The sequence below is a fragment of the Rossellomorea sp. FS2 genome, from assembly GCF_047915635.1.
Classification (GTDB): Bacteria; Bacillota; Bacilli; order Bacillales; family Bacillaceae_B; genus Rossellomorea; species Rossellomorea marisflavi_A.
In genome coordinates this window covers 140361-159269 of sequence record NZ_JBLRVS010000001.1, presented here as the reverse complement: position 1 = coordinate 159269, position 18909 = coordinate 140361, and the positions used below count along the sequence as shown (strand labels likewise).

The following is an 18909-nucleotide window of genomic DNA, read 5'->3' as shown; positions in this document are numbered from 1 at the left end:
AAAAACTGCTTGTCTATCAGTTTACTGGATTGATTCAGAAAAAGATGTTGGAAACTGTCAGCTCTCCGTCGACATTATTCCGCACTTTCTTATAAGCTTCCTGCACAGCCTCTTTATCCTGATTCCCGATGCCCTCTAGCATGCTCAGGATATCTTTCTTCAAATCGGTACAAAGAGGGGTTTTCCCGCAAATGAGGGTTTCGTAATCATTCAATATATTCCATATCCGATGAGCCAGATGATTCGGGGCATGACGTACGATTTCATTGAGCACATCACCCAGTGAAAGATCTTCCGCAGCCTGGATTTCCTCCGCCATCCCCTTCAAAGATTCCTTCTCAATGAAAAGGGCCCGTAAGGCCTCTTTTTCAATCATGATCTTCATGTGCAGGATATCGTTTTGAGTTTTATGATCTTCGAGGATGAACATCCCGAGGAGATCGATCAAATGATGTTCGCGGAAATCCCGGAGGAAGGTCCCTTCCCCTCTCCTGGTCTCGATGAGTCCCAACAGCTCGAGCGCCCGGAGTGCTTCTCTCACAGACGAGCGCCCCACATTCAATCGTTCGGAAAGCTCCCTTTCAGATGGCAGCTTATCACCGGGGGTGAGCCCGTCATTCGAGATGATTTCCTTCAGCTGGTGAACGATCCCGATGTAGACTTTCGGATGGGACTTCAGGGAGTTCACGTCGGACTTCATTCTCCCTTCCCGATGACCGCTAACTCTTCCGTTTTTTTACGGATTTCTTCAGGGTCCACCTTCAAGCGTGCAACGCCTGTTTCCATGGCCGCCTTCGCTACTGCTGCAGCCACGGCAGGAGCGACGCGTTTATCAAATGGAGCTGGAATGACGTAATCGGCATTCAGCTCGTCTTCACTGATGAGCTCTGCAATGGCCTCGACGGCCGCCTGCTTCATTTTCTCGTTGATATGGGTCGCCCGCACGTCAAGGGCCCCCCGGAAGATCCCAGGGAAGGCGAGGACATTATTCACCTGATTCGGGAAATCGGAACGGCCTGTCCCGATCACTTTGGCACCGGCAGCCTTCGCAAGATCCGGCATGATTTCAGGGATCGGATTCGCCATGGCGAAGATGATCGGATCCTGCTTCATGGAAGAGACCATTTCTTCGGTCAATGCACCTGCAACAGAAACTCCGATGAACACATCGGCATCTTGAAGGACTTCTTTCAAACCGCCTTCGATGCGGTCCCGATTCGTGAATTTCGCCACTTCGTCCTTGATGGTGTTCATCCCTTCAGGGCGCCCTTCGTAAATCGCACCCTTGGAGTCGCACATGATGATATCCCTTACCCCGTAGCGATAAAGGAGCTTGATGATGGCGATCCCTGCAGCTCCCGCCCCGTTGGCAACAACCTTGATCTCACTCATTTTCTTGCCGACGATCTTAAGGGCATTGACAAGCCCGGCTACGGTGACGATGGCAGTACCGTGCTGATCGTCATGGAAGATCGGGATATTCGTTTCTTTCTTCAAACGCTCTTCGATTTCAAAACAGTTCGGGGCAGCGATATCCTCAAGATTGACCCCTCCGAATGTCGGCTCGAGAAGCTTGACAGTTTCGATGATCTTCTCGACATCCGTCGTGTTCAAACAGATTGGGAAGGCATCGACACCTGCAAAACTTTTAAACAGGACGGCTTTCCCCTCCATGACGGGCAGGGCGGCTTCCGGTCCGATATTGCCGAGTCCGAGTACAGCTGTCCCATCTGAGACGACGGCAACCATGTTGCCTTTCATTGTATAATCATAGACCGTTTCCGGTTTATCATAGATATCTTTGCAAGGCTCTGCCACCCCTGGAGAATACGCAAGGCTGAGGTCCTCCGCATTCCGGACTTCCACTTTAGACTTTGATTCCAATTTCCCCTTGTTGACACGATGCATATGAAGGGCTTCTTCTCTTAATGACAAATCGCTTCATCTCCTTTAGAAATTGAATAACGTTTGAATGATAAAGAATAAGTGCTGGACTGAAAGTGGTCATGACCCTAGTGGTCAGACCACCTTTTTCTATTAAACAATAATATAAATAAAGATGTAAGTAAAGACGTTATTGCAACACAACGTTTCGATTCCCTAATAATTTTTTCAGTGAACCCATGGCGTTTTCTGCTGAACGGCTATTGAAGCCCTGGGGAAGCTTGACCGTCTTCTTCTCTTCCTCAAAGTAAATCAGGACTTCTGTATCACCCGCATGTTCTGCCACAATCCCTTTGATTTTCATAAGCATGCTCTCCTGATCTTCCCCTATTCCGATTTTGAGGAAAAGGCGTCCTTCAGGCTCGTTCAGATCTGACGCATCACCGATGTTATTAATGATCAGTTGCAGGCGGTCGTTCCTCTCCTCCATGTTTCCTTCGAGGACCAACACCTTCCCGTCCTTCAGGATGTTCATATTCCTCTTGTACACATTCGGGAAGATCACGCCCTCGAGATCTCCCGTCTCATCCCCCATTTCGACAAAGGCCATCACTTCTCCTTTTTTCGTCCGTATGGTCTTCACCGAGGTCAGATATGCACCGACTTTCACCCTGTCGCCCGCCTTCACATCGGCAATGGGAAGGATCCCGTGCCTTGTGAATCGTTCCCGGTGGGAGGAAACCGGATGATCGGACAGGTAAAGCCCCAGGACCTGCTTCTCGAACTGCAGCTTCCGATCGAGGGGCATCGCCTCCACTTCGACCGTCTTCGGCTTGGGGAAGAAATCTTCTTCGTCTGCGAATAGATCGTCATCCGGTCCGATGAGCTCTGCGTGCTCAATGGCCACATCGAGACTTGCAAGAAGCACGGCACGGTCCTCACCGAATTCATCGAAGGCGCCGGAGAGGATCAAATTCTCAAGGATGCTGCGATTGATCACTTTCAGGGAAACCCTGATCGCAAAATCAAACAGATCTGCGTATGGCCGATCTTGCCTCGCCCTCGTGATTTCCTTCAGGGCAGCGGCCCCGATCCCCTTGATGGCCCCGAGGCTGTACCGGATCCGGTTTTCCCCTTCCACCTGGAACATGAAATGCCCGGAATTGATCGACGGCGCAAGGATCTCGATCCCTGTCTGCCTCGCCTCACGGATATAGAGGGCGATCTTCGCGTCATTCCCCACGGAAGCTGTCAGCAGGGAAGAAAGGAAGTAAGCGGGATAATGCGCTTTCAGATAGGCAAGCTGATAAGCAATCTTACTGTAGGCGACGGCATGGGACCGGTTGAATCCATAGTCTGCAAAACGGACGATAAGGTCGTATACATCATTGGCAGCGGCCTCACTGTATCCATTCTTCAATGCCCCTGAAACGAAATGCTCCCTCTCCCGGTCCAACACTTCCTTCTTCTTCTTCGAGACGGCCCTTCTCAGAAGGTCCGCTTCCCCGAGTGAAAAGCCCGCCATCTTCGAAGCAATCTGCATGATCTGCTCCTGATAGACGATGACTCCATAGGTGGCTTCCAGGATCGGTTTGATTTCGGGAATCGGATAATGCGGCGCCTCTTCCCCGTGCTTCCTCCGGATGAACATCGGGATATTTTCCATCGGCCCCGGCCTGAAGAGGGCGTTGACCGCCACGATGTCTTCAAACGAGCTTGGCTTCAGCCTCGTCAACACGCTTCTCATCCCGTCGGATTCGAGCTGGAATACCCCGCTCGTCCTTCCTGCAGAGAGTAATTCGAAGGTCTTCTCATCCTGATCGGGAATGGACGCCAGGCTGAATGTCCGGTTGCCCCTTCGCTGGATACTCTTGACGATCCGCTCCAGGATGCTTAAATTCCTGAGACCGAGGAAATCCATCTTGAGGAGCCCGATTTCTTCCAACGTATCCATGGGGAACTGTGTGAGGTGGATCCCCGTCGGACTGCCCTGTATGGGAACCCACTTCACCAGGGGCTCGTCACTGATTACGACTCCTGCTGCGTGGGTGGACGTATGCCTTGGCAGTCCCTCGATCTGCTTGGCCACTGTGAAGACCCTGCGGTGGAGGTCCGAGCTTCCGATGAGGTCACGAAGGGCCTTTGAATCCCGGTACGCTCCTTCAAGCGTCAATCCCGGCTTGGATGGGAGCAGTTTCGACAGCTGCTCCTGCTCCTTCATGTTCAAGCCGAACACCCTCCCCGTATCACGCAGGGCGGCCTTGGCGGCAAATGTACCGAACGTGATGATCTGGGAAACGTGCATGCTTCCATACTTCGCTTCCACATAGTCAATCACTTCATCGCGGCGGTGATCGGGAAAATCGATATCGATATCCGGCATCGTCACACGTTCGGGGTTCAGGAAACGCTCGAACAGAAGATCGTGACGGATAGGATCCACATCGGTGATATCAAGGGCGTAGGAAACAAGGGAGCCTGCGGCAGAACCCCTTCCCGGTCCCGTCAGGATCCCGTTCTCACGGGAAAATTTCATGAAATCCCACACGATGAGGAAGTAGTCGCTGAAGCCCATGTCCCCAATGACTTTGAGTTCATAATCCAGGCGGTTCAGATAGACATCCGTTACATCATCGACCTTGCGATGCAATCCGCTTTCACACTGTCGCTTTAGTTCCGAGAGGGCATCGACACCTTCGGGGAGGGGATATCTCGGCAGGAGTTGCTGATGGAAAGGGATCTTCACGCTGCATCTTTCCGCGATCTTCAACGTGTTTTCGAGGGCATCGGGAACATCCCCGAACAGGTCGACCATCGCTTCCTTCGGCTTCAGGTAGTAATCGCTGCTCTTCAGAACATCCCGTTCCTCGTCGGCTAACTTCACCCCGTCACGGATGGCATTCAAGCATTCCAGGGCGAAATGTTCGCCTTCTTCCAGACAGTGGACGTCATTTAGTGCCACCACTTCCGTCCCGGTCTCTTTGGCAACGGCTGTAATCATGGAGCGCAGTTTTTCTTCTTCAGGCAGCCCATGATCCTGAAGGCCGAGATAGAAGGATGACGATCCGAAGAGGTCTTGATAGCGGCGGATCTTCTCCACTGCCTGCTCTTTTTCATCAGCCAGAAGCAGGCTCTCTACTTCCCCCTTCACACCCGGAGTGATGGCAATGAGTCCTTCGTGATAGGAATGAAGCCATTTCAGCGGGATCCCTTCAGGGGTCTTCGCCCCGATGCTGCTCGAGATTTTCATGAGGTTCTGATAGCCCTTCATGTTTTCACAGAGGAGAACCATCGGATAGGTCTCCGTTTCGTTCACGGCCACATCCGCCGTCAGACCGATGATCGGTTTGATGCCTTCTTTCAGGCATTGTTTATAAAATGGCACGACGCCATACATCATATTTTGATCGGTAAGGGCCAGGGCCTTGAAACCGAGTTCCTTCGCTTTATGTACGAGTCCATTTATGGAAATCGTGCTTGAAAGCAAGCTGAAGGAGCTTGCCACCTGTAAATGAACGAACGACATGATTGCACACCCTTTATTCCTTAGTAATTCCATTATAGGGATGTTCACATAAAAAAGAAAATATGTTCTCCCTCATATCCTGTCCCCCCATCCCATATAGATATCATAAAGACAAGTACGGGAGATGATGTTATGACAGAAGCTTTCTTCCCAGAACTGTTCAAAAGCTTCTTTATCGCCATGGGTGTCCTTCTAGGGGGATCGCTCCTTGGCGGGCTCGCTTCATTCGCCATGGGACAGCCCCTTTTCATCGAGATGTGGAGGCTGTCCAACTTCCTGCGGATCTGGGCCATCATCGCGGCCATCGGAGGAACCTTTGACACGGTCTACAGTTTTGAAAAAGGATTCCTGAACGGAGAGACAAAGGAGCTCTTCAAGCAATTCCTCCTGATTCTCGCTGCACTCGGCGGGGCCAACACGGGAGCCATGATCATCAGCTGGCTCACGCAGGAGCATGTCTCCTCATGAGGATCCCGCCTTTTTACAGGCTCCCTTCCTTTCAGCGATTCTTTGCCGGTGCCGTCATAGGTGGCATCGTCAGTTGGATGATCTTCATCTTCATGTATGGCTCCATGCATGAAAAGCAGACTCAAAAAATACAAGATCAGCAAACACAGCTCGATAAACTGACGAGCACCTTATCTTATCTTCAGGAAGAGAATAAAGAATTGAATGAAGAGAATGAGGACGAGTTGACGATCCAGGAAGTGAGGGTGAAGATCCTCAATCCGACCAAAACCAAGGTGGAATTACTAAGCCTCCACAGGGCAGAGGAAACCCTGAGCCAGGATTTAAGGAGTCTTCTAAATCAAAATCTGGAGACAGCCCATGATAATAAAGAACTCATCAAAAAGATCATCGAGAACAAAACCATCAAGCTGAACGACAAGCCTTTCAGACTCGAAGTGAAGGAAATCTACTTTTACACCACCACCGACCTTACCCTGGCCCTTAAATACGAAGAATAAAAAAGGACACTTCACAAAGAAGCGTCCTTTTTATCATGATTCCCTGCATACGTTCCGAAGGTCCTCCATGACATGGTCCTTTTGTTCCCACGAATGAATGGACGCCCCTGCCGCCAGCGGATGACCGCCTCCATTGTATTTCTTCGCCACCGTATTGATGACCGGGCCCTTGGAGCGGAGCCTGACCCTGATCTGGTCATCCTCTTCTATGAAGAATACCCACGCCTTCATTCCTTTAATGTTCCCTAGCACGCTAACAAGGAGTGATGCCTCGGATGGCACGACATCGAATTCCTCGAGGATTTCCTTCGTCATGATCATGTTCCCGCATCCCAGCTCGTCCATTTCGAAGTTCTGGAGCACATATCCATGCAATTTCACCACGTTGGCATCGACTTCGTACATTTTATTGAACAGGTCATTCCGGTCGAAATCCTTGCGTATGAGTTCACCTGCGATATCAAATGTCTTTTGGGTCGTACTCGGATAGAGGAAGCGTCCCGTATCCCCGACGATCCCTGCAAATAATAAACGGGCTGCCGTATCCGGGAGGGTCAGTCCTTTGTCCTTCCCGAATTCATAAAAATCATAGATCATCTCACTGACCGAGCTCGCACTCGTGTCAACCCAAAGGACATCTCCGTATGGGTCCTCGTTCGGGTGATGGTCGATCTTGACGAGCTGATCACCGAGACTGTAACGGAGGTCGCAGATCCGTTCGGCGTTGGCCGTGTCACAGACGATGACTAGGGCTCCTTCATACACATGATCCTCGATCACATCGAGGCGGTTCAGATAATGAAGCGTCGGCTCTTCTTCACCGACGGCAAAGATCTTTTTATCCGGAAAAGAAGCTTTGAGGATTTCCACCAGGCCTCCCTGTGATCCGTAGGCATCCGGGTCTGGCCTCACATGGCGGTGGACGATGATGGTTTCATATTGCTTGATAAGATTCAGGATTTGATCTTTCATGGAAATCTCCTTTGTGATTTATATTGGCAATGGCGGGAATTATCTGTAAAATAAGAGCGAGAAACTTGAACGGGGGTTGTCCATCATGTATTTCTTCGCATTTTTTGTTGTGTTAGCGTTTTCCTTCTATCTCTTCTATAAGGTGAAACAGGTAAGGACAAAGCGGCCCATGGAGAAAAAATGGCTGTCCGCCAAGTCCAGTATGGCACTCGGCTTGTTCGTGGCCCTTTTCGGCATCAATCAGCTCATCCTGTTCTCCGGCACGGTCACGTATGTAGTGGGGATCTTTTTCATCCTCATCGGAACCGGCAGTCTATGGATGGGATTCCGCTACTATAAACATGTCCTACCCTATGCTCAGCGCGAAGCGGAAGAATTGAATCAGTGAATCCTTTGGGCCTGCCGGCACACGGTGGGCCCTTTTCGTGCAAATCAGTGGCGATCGATGAGCTGACAGATCATCAGGGACTTACCGACAAGCACTCCGTCGTGATAGACCTCCACATCCACTTTCCCGAATTTCCTCCCTACATCGAGTACCTTCGGATGGATATCAAGCATGCTTTCCATCTGAACGGGCTTGATGAAGTAGATCGTCATATTCTCGATGACGATATCCCCTTTTTTATACGGTTTGAGGGCACGATTGGCCGCCTCTGTCATCAGGGTGGTGAAGACTCCGTACGAAATCGTTCCGATCCCCGTTGTCATCTGGGGCGTGACGGCGAACTGGTAGGTTTCTTTTTCCCCTTTACGCTCCGATGCAGCTTGTACCCCGTTGGTGATGATATCTTCGATGGTCTCCCCGACTTGAGGCTGACGCTGGATCATTTGAAGGGCCTTCAGTACATCCTGACGGCTGACGATGCCCATGAGCTTGTGGTGTTCATTCACCACAGGCAGCACTTCGATCCCTTCCCAGATCATGATATGGGCGGCCGAAGCCACGCTCGTATTGCCATTGACCGTGATGGGGTGGCGGGTCATGATCTTGTCGATCCCCATATGCTTCTCCTGCCCCATGACGTCTTTTGACGTGACCATCCCGATGACCTTCCTGTTTCCATCGACGACGGGGAAGCGACTGTGGAAGGTATACTGATTCTTTTCATACCATTCTTCGAGGGTATCATCGATATGAAGATGGACCGTATCCTCAACAGGGGTCAGGATATCCTCCACGAAAATAATTTCTTTTTTGATGAGCTGATCAAAGATCGCCCGGTTGATCATCGTGGCGACGGTGAATGTATCATAGGATGTCGAGATGATCGGAAGTTCCAATTCATCGGCCAGTCGCTTCACATGATCCTCTGCATCGAATCCTCCTGTGATCAGTACGGCTGCCCCTGCCCGCAGCGCGTGTTCCTGCGCCTGGGAACGGTTCCCGATGATCAAGAGATTTCCTGCTTCGGTATAGCGCATCATGGCTTCGAGCTTCATGGCGCCGATGACGAATTTGTTGAGCATTTTATGTAAGCCGGTCTTCCCGCCCAGCACTTGGCCGTCAATGATATTGACCACCTCTGCATAGGTCAGCTTCTCGATGTTCTCTTTCTTCTTCTGTTCGATCCTGATGGTTCCTACACGTTCAATCGTACTCACATAGCCTTTTGTTTCCGCGTCCTTGATGGCGCGGTATGCCGTTCCTTCACTGACATTGAGGGCTTTGGCGATCTGACGGACGGAAATCTTCTCCCCGACCGGGAGGGTATCGATATACTCTAGTATCTGTTCATGTTTAGTAGCCAACTCGTTCACCCTTCTTTATATCGTCCTATTCATATTATAAGGTGAAGACCCCTCCGTTTCAATCTCAGGGGGAATCGAATACCCGACTCCCCCTTCCGTCACCGACCGAGTACGCGCTTCCTCTCCGGCTGCTTTGCCCCCTTCTTCCCTTTCTTCGGGGAATAAAGCACGGCTGCGAAGTTCCCCGCAAGGACGAACATGGCAAGGATCAGCCATGAAAGGGAGAACCACCCTTCCAGCCCCTCTGCAAAAATCGACAGCCTCGGCACGGCATAATAGAGTAAAACCCCCGTCACCAATAGACAAAGGACGTATCGCTGTTTCTTCAATTCACCCACTCCTTCCTGCTTACCCCATCTATATGCACGGATATCCTGAAAGTTGTCCCAGGATGACGAAGTCTTCTGATATTAAAAATGATGGTGCCTGATCAGGCACCATCATCACCTTATAGCCCTAACGTATCGAGAGCGGTCATGGCACGACCCTCTACACCTTTAAACATGACCTTTTTCAGTGGGTGGAAGCGCACATGGAAACTTCGCATCACGGCCATTCCGTGGTGAAAATCCAATCGGACGAAAGAAATGTACATTCCTGAATAGACCCTTTACCGAACTCACACTTGCTTCAGCTGGGTGAGGGTATCGGAATAGTCGAGATCATGGGCCTCCGCAACCGCTTTGTAGGTCACATAGCCGTTCAGCGTATTGATTCCTTTCATCAGCGGCTCATGCTCCATGCACGCTTTCTTATACCCCTTGTTGGCAATGAGCAGGGCATAGGGTACGGTCACATTGGTCAAAGCGATGGTGGACGTACGAGGAACGGCCCCCGGCATATTGGCCACCGCATAATGGACAACTCCGTGCTTCACATAGGTCGGATGATCATGAGTCGTGATCCTGTCCGTCGTCTCGAAAATCCCTCCCTGATCGATGGCGATATCCACGACGACCGAACCGGGGTTCATGGACCGGATCATCTGTTCGGTCACGAGCTTCGGGGCTTTTGCCCCCGGTATGAGCACCGCTCCGATCACCAGATCCGATTCCTTCACGGCATGCTCGATATTCAGGGGGTTGCTCATGAGGGTGGTGACATCACGGCCAAAAATATCATCAAGCTGCCTCAACCGCTCGGGACTGAGGTCGAGTATGGTGACGTCGGCACCGAGGCCGACAGCCATCTTGGCAGCGTTCGTACCGGCCACTCCACCCCCGATGATCGTCACCTTGCTTCGACTCACTCCCGGGACCCCGGAAAGAAGGACCCCTTTCCCTCCGTGGATCTTCTCAAGGAACTGGGCACCGATCTGGGTCGCCATCCTTCCAGCCACTTCACTCATCGGAGTGAGAAGGGGCAGGGAACGGTTCACCTCGACGGTCTCATAGGCAATCCCCACCACCTTGTTATCAATCAGGGCTTTCGTCAACGCAGGCTCGGGTGCAAGGTGGAGATATGTAAACAGGATCAGCCCCTCACGGAAATACCCGTATTCCTCTGGCAGGGGTTCCTTCACCTTCATGACCATCTCTTTTGCCCACGCTTCTTCTGCGCCGCCGACGATCTTCCCACCGGCACTCACATAATCTTCATCGGCGAACCCAGATCCATCGCCTGCGCCCGACTCGATGAATACCTCATGACCATTCACCACCAGATTCACGACACCGGCTGGAGTCATGGCTACCCTGTTCTCATTATTCTTGATTTCTTTCGGTATGCCGATCTGCATAATCCTTCCTCCTTCTTTCCTTATGATCACGAGAGCTCACTCTATACTCCAAGGTATTCAATGAAAACCCTTCTGTTTCCTCTCAGAAATCATTACAATAAGATATGTTCAGTGTCGCCAAAGATAAAGGAGTTTATGTGAAAATGAAATCGTCCATGATCGAACGGTTCGGACTTGAATCCATCCCTCAACATAAAAAGACTACCTCTTGGAAGGAGTACTTCATCATCCAGCTCGCGTTCTCCGTGAATTCCGGGAACTTCCTTGTCCCGGCACTCGCCGTGGTCCAAGGCGGACTGCCATTTTACGCAGCATTCCTTGCGACGGTCGCAGGTGCCTTCATGGCCTTCTTCTGCGTATCCATGCTGTCCCTTCCCGGATCGCGGTACGGACTGCCGGCTCAGTATGTCCTCCGGTCCGTACTTGGCAAAAAACTATCCATGGGCATCGCTTCACCGGTCCGCACCCTCACATCCCTCTATTGGTTCAGCGTGCAGACAATCGGCGGGACGATGGTCGTGACCTCCATGGTCAAGAAATTGACCGGAGCCTCCATTCCGTTCATCCCTGTGGCACTCGGCCTCGCCCTCTTGATGACCGCCCTGGCCCTAGTAGGCTTCGAAGCAGTCAAACGTGCGACTAAATGGTTCATCCCCATCTTGATTGCCGGCCAGTTCATCCTGTTGGCCCTATTCCTTACGGGAGATCAAGGTGGAACGGACCATCACGGCACCTTCTCGACAGGCGCATTCTTCTTTTACGGAAGCCTCGCCTTCGTACAGTATATTTCAGGTGTGAGTGCGGCATCCGACATGACCCGGTATAGCGTGAGTCCGCGCCAGGGGTTCTGGGGGGTCCTGGGAGGGAATATGACCGGTTTCATGATGACAGCCCTCCTTGGCGGACTATGCGCCAGCCTTTACGGAGGATTGAATCCCTTCGTGACCGCAGGTGAGCTCACCTCATCCGTGTTCCTGCTGTCGATCATCACCATCTCGGCCCTGGTCTCCATGATTTCCATCAACCTGAGCAATGCGTATACAGGAGGCTACAGTCTGCTCAATGCCCTTCCGCATCTGAGCAGGATCCAGAGCGCACTCCTCTTCTCCATTGCCGGGATCATTCTCAGCCTGATTCCACAGCTCGTCTATGGGGCGGAAGGGTTCATTTCCCTCCTCGGCATGCTGGTGGTACCCCTATCGGCCATCATTGTCAGCGACTTTCTCTTCATCAGGAAAGGGCGTCTTCGTGAAGAGGATCTCTCCGCCCTCGCTGCAGGAACGACGGGAACGAACAAGACAGCCATCTGCGTCATGGTGGCAGGCATCACCCTTTATGCACTCCTTCCCGATTCCCTGTCACCGGGTTTCCTGTCATTCATACTTACTGGTGCTCTCTACTTGATAGCGGGTCGCCTCCAAAAAGAAAAAACCTCGATCACCCATCAGGCAGGGTGATCAAGGTTCCGGTTAATCTTCTTTCTTCTCCTCGGTATCATAGCGCCCGTCTTCCGTACCGACAACGCCGCTCGTGTAAGAATCCATGATCTGCTGGCTCACCTGTTCGCTTGCCCCTTCATCATAGGAAAGCGTTTGTTTGTTCTCATCTTTTTTCATCATGTTCCCTCCTCTTGTCATAGGAAATTCCACCTTATTGTTTGAAAATTCGTTACAGATATACGTGGGAAAATATAGTATGATTAAGAAAAGGAGGGGTTGAAGATGGGTTTGAAATATCGTGATATTTTAGTGGCTGTAGATGGATCAAAAGAAGCGGAATGGGCTTTCAAAAAAGGAATTGCCATTGCCAAGAGGAATGATGCTGTCCTTTCACTGTTACATGTCATCGACACTCGGTCTTATGCCGCCATCGACTCCTATGATCACACCATCGGGGAACGGGCCATCAAGTATGCAGAAGAGCTGCTGAGAGAGTATAAAGCCAATGCGGAACGATGCGGCCTCACCAAGATCCACACCTATGTAGAATACGGATCACCCAAAGTGGTCATACCGAAGAAAGCCTCCGAAAAAGGAAAAGATCTCATCATTTGCGGGGCAACCGGCCTTAACGCTGTGGAACGTTTCCTGATCGGCAGCGTCTCCGAACATATCACGAGGGCTGCCAAATGCGACGTCCTTGTAGTCCGGACCGAAGAGCCCGATGAAGAAGAGTAACACATACAAAATCCCCCTGAAAGCGATTCAGGGGGATTTCTTTATTTTGTCACCAATGCACCTTTGGCTTTTTCAATTTGGATCTTCACCTGTTCAAAGCCGGTACCGCCATATGAATTCCTGCGCTTCACGGCTGCTGAAGGGGCGATGATGTCATAAATGTCGCTTTCGATCAGTTCTGAATGCTGTTGATACGTGGCAAGGGTCACATCCTTCAGGTAGTATCCCTGCTCGATACAATGAAGCACCAGTTTCCCTACGACCTCATGGGCCTTACGGAACGGCATGCCTTTGGCCGCAAGATAATCGGCAAGCTCGGTCGCGTTGGAAAAATCGGTACCGACCGCTTCTTCCATCACGTCTTTATTCACCTTCATCGTATCCATCATGCCCGTAAAGATCTTCAAGGAGCCGATCACTGTCTTGACCGTATCGAACATCCCCTCCTTATCTTCCTGCATGTCTTTGTTGTAGGCAAGAGGCAACCCTTTCAACACCGTAAGGAGCGATAGAAGGTTTCCGTTCACCCTTCCCGTCTTTCCGCGGACAAGCTCGGCCATATCCGGGTTTTTCTTCTGGGGCATGATGCTGCTTCCCGTCGTGAAGCTGTCATCGAGCTCGATAAAGTGGAACTCCTCCGTCGACCAGAGGATGAACTCTTCTGCGAGGCGCGAAAGATGCGTCATGAGGATGGCACTGTTGCTTAGGAACTCCAAGATGAAATCCCGGTCGCTCACAGCATCAAGGCTGTTTTCGTATACTCCGCTGAATCCAAGGAGTTCGGCCGAGTAAGCCCGGTCGATGGGGAAGGTTGTCCCGGCCAATGCCCCTGCTCCAAGAGGGGATAGATCGATGCGCTTCATGGAATCTTTCAGGCGCTCCTTATCACGATCAAGCATCCAATAGTACGTCATCAGATGGTGGGCGAATGAAATCGGCTGGGCACGCTGCAGATGGGTGTACCCCGGGATCATCGTCTCGATATGATCCTCGGCCTGTTTCACGATGGCCTCCTGGAATTCTTCGATCAGTCCGATGACCTCCTCCACCCTTTTCTTCAGGAAGAGATGCATATCTGTGGCGATCTGGTCGTTCCGGCTTCTTCCGGTGTGGAGCTTCCCTCCCACCTCTCCGACCGTATCGATCAGGAGTTTCTCCAGATTCAGATGGATATCCTCATACTGAGTGGAGAACTCAAGGCTGCCTTCTGCAGCCTTCTCCTCCAGTTCATTCAATCCCCCAAGGATTTGATCGGCTTCTTCAACCGACAGGATCCCGCATTTTTTCAGCATGGTGACATGGGCCTTGCTTCCCTCGATGTCTTCCACGACCAGTTCCTGGTCGAATGATATGGACGCATTGAATTCATCCACCCACTCTTCAGGTTTTTTCGTAAAGCGTCCTCCCCATAATTTCATCATAGGGTGACCTTTTCCTTTGCCGGTTTGTTCACCATGGATGATACTTTCGTCGGAAGACCCCAAAGCTTGATGAATCCGACAGCGGCATCATGGTCGAATTGATCGGCTTTCGTATACGTCGCAAGGTTTTCGTCATACAGGGAATTCGGGGACATTCTTCCTTCCACGATGGCATGGCCTTTGAACAATTTGACACGGACGGTCCCGTTCACGAACTGTTGGGATTCATCGAGGAACGCCTTCAAGGCTTTGTTCAACGGTGAGAACCATAGTCCTTCATAGATCAATTCGGTCATTTTCTTCTCGATGACCGGCTTATAATGGGCAAGTTCCTTCACAAGGGTCAGATCTTCCAGCTCTTTATGTGCCTTCAGCAACGTGATCGCAGCCGGGCATTCATAGACCTCGCGGGACTTGATGCCGATGAGGCGATTTTCCACATGGTCGATACGGCCGACACCGTGCTTGCCTCCAAGGACATTCAGCTTGGCAATGAGTTCATGAAGCGGATAAGGAACAGAGTCCAGTGCGACCGGCACCCCTTTATCGAAGGTGATTTCCACCGTGTCGGCTGTATCAGGTGCTTCCTCGATGCTCACTGTCAGATCATACGCGTCTTCAGGCGGTGCTGCCCAAGGATCTTCCAGGACGCCGCACTCATTGCTTCTTCCCCATAGGTTCTGGTCGATGGAGTACGGGGAGTCAAGGTTGATCGGAATCGGAATCCCTTTCTCTTTCGCGTACTCGATCTCTTCTTCCCTTGACCATTTCCATTCACGTACCGGTGCAAGTACCTCAAGTGAAGGATTCAACGCTGCGATGGAGACTTCAAAACGAACCTGATCGTTCCCTTTTCCCGTACAGCCGTGAGCGACTGCCGTCGCATTCTCCTGCTCCGCAATCTCCACGAGTTTCTTGGCGATAAGCGGTCTGGACAGGGCCGACACCAACGGATATTTTCCTTCATAAAGAGCATGGCTTTGCAGGGCCAGCAGGGCAAATTCATCCGCGAATTCTTGTTTCGCATCGATCACATAGCTTTTGGATGCGCCGACCTTCAATGCTTTCGATTGAACGAAATCAAGATCCTTTCCTTCCCCGACATCCAGGCAACATGCAATGACTTCGTATCCTTTTTCTTTCAACCACTGAACTGCAACTGACGTATCTAAACCACCTGAGTAGGCTAAAACCACTTTTTGATTCAACATAATTCCCTCCAATAAATCTTCTCGATTGAATAAATATTCTTTAAGTTGAATTAATATTAGCATCTATTGCGTATTTATTCAACACTTATTCACGAATTTGTATAAATTCTTCGAATCCTTCCGTGAAATCGTGTAGGATGGAAATGAATCTACGAAATGAGGGATCATCATGATCAACTTTAAAACAGATGAGCGCTTGAAGATCCGGCTGCCCGACCTGACCCGGGACTGGCACGAGTACCCTCCCCATCAGCAACAAAGGATTCTGATTGAGTGGGAAAAGATCCGTGGCACCATCCCCGATCGCATCAAGGAGCTCGAATGGGAAATCGAGACGCTGCTGACCGACTTGTCAGAGGAAGACGATTTCGAACGCTCGTGCCTGATCAATGAACGGATCAGCGACCGGGCTTCAGCCATCAACGATCTATGGATCTGGTATCGGACCAATCCGGAAATCCATGCATAAAAAAACGACGGAGAATTCTCTCTCCGCCGTTTGCGTTTCAGCTTTTCTTTTCTCTTAAATACCTGTACTGATAATACTTCTCTGCAAATGCCGTGATCCTCCTGGACAGCTGATAATTGGAGCCCGCCCCGATTGCCATGGAGATCAGGGGCAGCCCCGACCATTTCTTGCCCTTGAACATGGAAATCGCCAGTGCCTTCATCGATTGCTTCAGCGTCCCCTCAAGCCAGGTATAATCCGTCAGCTGTTCGGATCCGTCAAAGAAATACGTTGACCCCTTGCTCTCCAGGTCCTGAAGAAGATCGTCCCATGCCTCGGCCTGCAGCCTGGCAGGCAGGGTGGCCGCGTGGAACACCTTCAGGGAAGTCATCGTTTCAAACGGCGTCTGGACGTCGCAGCCATAGGACGCAGCGATCAGCTGGATGGAACGAAGATTGATGACGGCCATCGCAGGAAGGTCAGAGCCGAGAGCCACCAAGCCGCCTGTGCCGGTGATCCCCCCTTGGACAAGGGAGTAGAGGCGGTGACGTCCCGCATGCTGTTCTGCGATATAATGCAGCTGATCAATGGACAGGACAGCAAGATCATCCACCACCTGGATATCGGGGTTAAAGGTCCGGGCAGTGGACAAAATCCGTTCTTTGGCATCGTTTTGCATCTGCGACCCTTGGATCAGGGAGTGCAGTTGAAACAACCAGCCGTCCAAGCGCTGAAAAAATGATTCCTGCACCTCTTCAGGCACCGCTCCAAAGGCCGTGTCCAACCATTTCACATATGTAAACTCGAGGTCATTTGCTTCATAATCGTACAAATCACGTTTCCAAGCCTTGATAGAATCCCATACCTGTTGATCTCTCTCAGACCAGCTCACTCCATCCACTCCTCGCACAAACTAGATTTGCCTTAAGTATATCACACTCATTTTGGAAATCAGCCCGAAAATGCTGGTGGAAAATCAAGTGGCGACTCCATTTTTGACTGATTTCATATCATTTCACCGCACTCTCTCTGTTAATCCGACATTCCACCTTCCCGTCTTCTACTTTTTTTCTTAAATCAGTCAATGTTACGCGGAATAAGAAAAAGCCTTCACCCGGTCTGGGTGAAGGCTCTGGCAGCGATCAGATATCGCCTTTTTCAAGAACGTCACGGGCGATCATGACTTCTTCGTTGGTCGGGATGACCATGACTTTAACCGGTGAGTGAGGGTAGCTCAGGAATGTCTCTTCCCCGCGCGTGGTGTTGCGTGCAGGATCCCAATAAACACCCATGAACTCAAGGCCTTTAAGGACCCTTTCACGAACGATCAAGCTGTTTTCACCGATTCCTGCAGTGAAGACAATGGCATCGACCCCGTTCATGCGTGAAGCATATGAACCGATGTATTTGTGGATGCGGTTAGCGAATACGTCAAGAGCAAGCTCAGCACGCTCGTTTCCTGCTTCCACTCCATCCTGGATGTCGCGAAGGTCGCTTGAGAATCCGGAAACACCGAGGATCCCTGATTTTTTATTCAACACGTTCAACACTTCATCAGCCGTTGAATCGGTCTTTTCCATAATGAAGGGAATCAACGCCGGGTCGATATTACCTGAACGTGTACCCATTGCCACACCCGCAAGCGGAGTGAAGCCCATGGATGTATCGATGGATTTACCGCCTTCGATCGCTGCGATACTTGCCCCATTACCCAAGTGACAAGAAATCAGGCGAAGCTGCTCTTTCGGGCGACCGAGCATTTCAGCAGCACGCTCAGAAATATATTTATGGGATGTACCGTGGAAGCCGTATTTGCGGATTCCGTATTTCTCATAGTACTCATATGGCAGGCTGTACAGGAATGAACTTTCAGGCATCGTCTGATGGAAAGCTGTATCGAACACAGCAACAGCCGGCACGTTCGGCAGGATATTTCTGAACGCTTGGATCCCTGTCAGGTTCGCCGGGTTGTGAAGCGGTGCAAGCTCTGAAAGCTCGTCGATTTTTTCCAATACTTCATCGGTGATGAGCACGGATTCATTGAATACTTCCCCGCCGTGTACAACGCGATGACCGATTCCTTCGATTTCATCAAGAGAAGAAATGATGCCGAAACCAGTGAGCTTGTCCAAAAGCATTTTAACAGCCACTTCGTGATTCGGAATATCAGTGATTTCTTCGTTTTTCTCGCCGTTTACAGAAATGGTGAAGACAGAATCCTTCAGTCCGATACGCTCAACGAGTCCTTTTGTAATGACGGTTTCTTCCGGCATATCAAAAAGCTGAAATTTCAAGGAAGAACTTCCAGCGTTAATTGCAATGACTTTTTTTGCCACGGTATATCGCTCCCTTTATGTTTGAATCTCTTCATTTATTTTGTTCCATGAACGAATTTTTATCTCTCAATTCCTCATTTAATCACTAGCCCACCCCCATTTCAAGAAAAAGCTTGAAATGACATCGGTTACATGTTAAATTAATTATTTTCCCAAAATTTAAATAACGGGTGCAGAGGTCTTTTTTTCAATTAATTCAGCTAATTCATCCTGGAACAAGGACCGGGTGGATGGGGATTTTGTTCTCCTTGGAGGGGAAATGGATGCGGGGATCGTTCCTTTTCGCTGCGGGCGCCTGCTTTCCTGCGGGGAGGGCATCAAGCGCCACTCCTTCTATTCCAATCGAGTCAAGCGACCACCGCTTCAATTCACCCTTTAGTTTTTGATGAGGGATCGGTAATTGGAGGCTCGTGGCCCAACCTCTTGCTAAACACAAATAATTGGCGGTTTATGTATTTATGTATACATCCTTGAAA

At 50.6% G+C, this 18909-nt stretch carries 18 protein-coding genes; 6 read left to right on the top strand and 12 right to left on the bottom strand.

Going from position 1 to position 18909, the window contains the following annotated elements; all coding sequences use genetic code 11:
* Window positions 1-34: 34 nt before the first annotated feature.
* From ACNA6I_RS00800 to dnaE, 3 genes are all read right to left on the bottom strand, one after another.
* On the bottom strand, window positions 35-700 hold the full coding sequence (locus ACNA6I_RS00800; protein ID WP_053072010.1) for a FadR/GntR family transcriptional regulator: 666 nt from the start codon (window positions 698-700) through the stop codon (window positions 35-37).
* Window positions 697-1935, bottom strand: coding sequence for an NAD(P)-dependent malic enzyme (locus ACNA6I_RS00795; protein ID WP_048006340.1), 1239 nt, complete (start codon window positions 1933-1935; stop codon window positions 697-699). The genes ACNA6I_RS00800 and ACNA6I_RS00795 overlap by 4 nt, the downstream gene beginning before the upstream one ends.
* Window positions 1936-2074: 139 nt before the next feature.
* Window positions 2075-5410, bottom strand: coding sequence for a DNA polymerase III subunit alpha (gene dnaE / locus ACNA6I_RS00790; protein ID WP_416312780.1), 3336 nt, complete (start codon window positions 5408-5410; stop codon window positions 2075-2077).
* 132 nt (window positions 5411-5542) lie between these two features.
* Here dnaE and ACNA6I_RS00785 point away from each other — a divergent pair, with 132 nt between their 5' ends.
* Together ACNA6I_RS00785 and ytrI are read left to right on the top strand one after the other, a co-directional pair.
* On the top strand, window positions 5543-5878 hold the full coding sequence (locus ACNA6I_RS00785; RefSeq protein ID WP_048006342.1) for a YtrH family sporulation protein: 336 nt from the start codon (window positions 5543-5545) through the stop codon (window positions 5876-5878).
* On the top strand, window positions 5875-6378 hold the full coding sequence (gene ytrI / locus ACNA6I_RS00780; protein WP_048006343.1) for a sporulation membrane protein YtrI: 504 nt from the start codon (window positions 5875-5877) through the stop codon (window positions 6376-6378). Before ACNA6I_RS00785 ends, ytrI begins: the two co-directional genes overlap by 4 nt.
* A 33-nt stretch (window positions 6379-6411) precedes the next feature.
* On the opposite strand, the gene ACNA6I_RS00775 is transcribed toward ytrI, so the two are convergent.
* The gene (locus ACNA6I_RS00775; RefSeq protein WP_048006344.1) at window positions 6412-7350 is read right to left on the bottom strand and encodes a DHH family phosphoesterase; all 939 of its coding nucleotides are present in this window, start codon (window positions 7348-7350) and stop codon (window positions 6412-6414) included.
* An 85-nt stretch (window positions 7351-7435) separates the two neighbouring features.
* On the opposite strand from ACNA6I_RS00775, the gene ACNA6I_RS00770 reads away from it, so the two are divergent.
* Window positions 7436-7738 (top strand): YtpI family protein, encoded by a 303-nt coding sequence (locus tag ACNA6I_RS00770; RefSeq protein WP_048006345.1) that lies wholly within the window; start codon window positions 7436-7438, stop codon window positions 7736-7738.
* A 44-nt stretch (window positions 7739-7782) separates the two neighbouring features.
* Here ACNA6I_RS00770 and ACNA6I_RS00765 read toward each other — a convergent pair whose 3' ends face one another.
* From ACNA6I_RS00765 to ald, 3 genes are all read right to left on the bottom strand, one after another.
* Window positions 7783-9102: a DRTGG domain-containing protein gene (locus ACNA6I_RS00765; RefSeq protein WP_048006346.1), complete on the bottom strand. Its 1320-nt coding sequence runs from the start codon at window positions 9100-9102 to the stop codon at window positions 7783-7785.
* A gap of 98 nt (window positions 9103-9200) precedes the next feature.
* On the bottom strand, window positions 9201-9440 hold the full coding sequence (locus ACNA6I_RS00760) for a hypothetical protein (protein WP_370295250.1): 240 nt from the start codon (window positions 9438-9440) through the stop codon (window positions 9201-9203).
* A gap of 281 nt (window positions 9441-9721) precedes the next feature.
* Window positions 9722-10840, bottom strand: coding sequence for an alanine dehydrogenase (gene ald / locus ACNA6I_RS00755; RefSeq protein ID WP_048006348.1), 1119 nt, complete (start codon window positions 10838-10840; stop codon window positions 9722-9724).
* Window positions 10841-10983: 143 nt separating this feature from the next.
* On the opposite strand from ald, the gene ACNA6I_RS00750 reads away from it, so the two are divergent.
* Complete coding sequence (locus ACNA6I_RS00750) at window positions 10984-12297, top strand: purine-cytosine permease family protein (protein WP_231888689.1); 1314 nt, start codon at window positions 10984-10986, stop codon at window positions 12295-12297.
* A gap of 12 nt (window positions 12298-12309) precedes the next feature.
* On the opposite strand, the gene ACNA6I_RS00745 is transcribed toward ACNA6I_RS00750, so the two are convergent.
* Entirely contained in the window at window positions 12310-12459 is a 150-nt protein-coding gene (locus ACNA6I_RS00745) for a hypothetical protein (RefSeq protein WP_200843169.1), read from the bottom strand.
* Between the two features lie 102 nt (window positions 12460-12561).
* On the opposite strand from ACNA6I_RS00745, the gene ACNA6I_RS00740 reads away from it, so the two are divergent.
* Window positions 12562-13017 (top strand): universal stress protein, encoded by a 456-nt coding sequence (locus ACNA6I_RS00740; RefSeq protein ID WP_048006350.1) that lies wholly within the window; start codon window positions 12562-12564, stop codon window positions 13015-13017.
* 41 nt (window positions 13018-13058) lie between these two features.
* On the opposite strand, the gene argH is transcribed toward ACNA6I_RS00740, so the two are convergent.
* Both argH and ACNA6I_RS00730 read right to left on the bottom strand, forming a co-directional pair.
* Window positions 13059-14438: an argininosuccinate lyase gene (gene argH / locus ACNA6I_RS00735; protein ID WP_416312779.1), complete on the bottom strand. Its 1380-nt coding sequence runs from the start codon at window positions 14436-14438 to the stop codon at window positions 13059-13061.
* Window positions 14435-15649, bottom strand: coding sequence for an argininosuccinate synthase (locus ACNA6I_RS00730; protein WP_048006352.1), 1215 nt, complete (start codon window positions 15647-15649; stop codon window positions 14435-14437). The genes argH and ACNA6I_RS00730 overlap by 4 nt, the downstream gene beginning before the upstream one ends.
* A 169-nt stretch (window positions 15650-15818) precedes the next feature.
* On the opposite strand from ACNA6I_RS00730, the gene ACNA6I_RS00725 reads away from it, so the two are divergent.
* Window positions 15819-16118 carry a hypothetical protein gene (locus ACNA6I_RS00725; protein WP_048006353.1) on the top strand — a complete coding sequence of 100 codons (300 nt, stop codon included), beginning with the start codon at window positions 15819-15821 and terminating at the stop codon, window positions 16116-16118.
* Between the two features lie 37 nt (window positions 16119-16155).
* Here the strand turns inward: ACNA6I_RS00725 and ACNA6I_RS00720 are convergent, their stop codons facing one another.
* Together ACNA6I_RS00720 and ACNA6I_RS00715 are read right to left on the bottom strand one after the other, a co-directional pair.
* The gene (locus ACNA6I_RS00720; protein WP_048006354.1) at window positions 16156-16989 is read right to left on the bottom strand and encodes an EcsC family protein; all 834 of its coding nucleotides are present in this window, start codon (window positions 16987-16989) and stop codon (window positions 16156-16158) included.
* Between the two features lie 250 nt (window positions 16990-17239).
* A complete protein-coding gene (locus ACNA6I_RS00715; RefSeq protein ID WP_079516619.1) occupies window positions 17240-18433 on the bottom strand; it encodes an acetate kinase in 1194 nt (397 codons plus the stop codon).
* Window positions 18434-18909 lie beyond the last annotated feature (476 nt).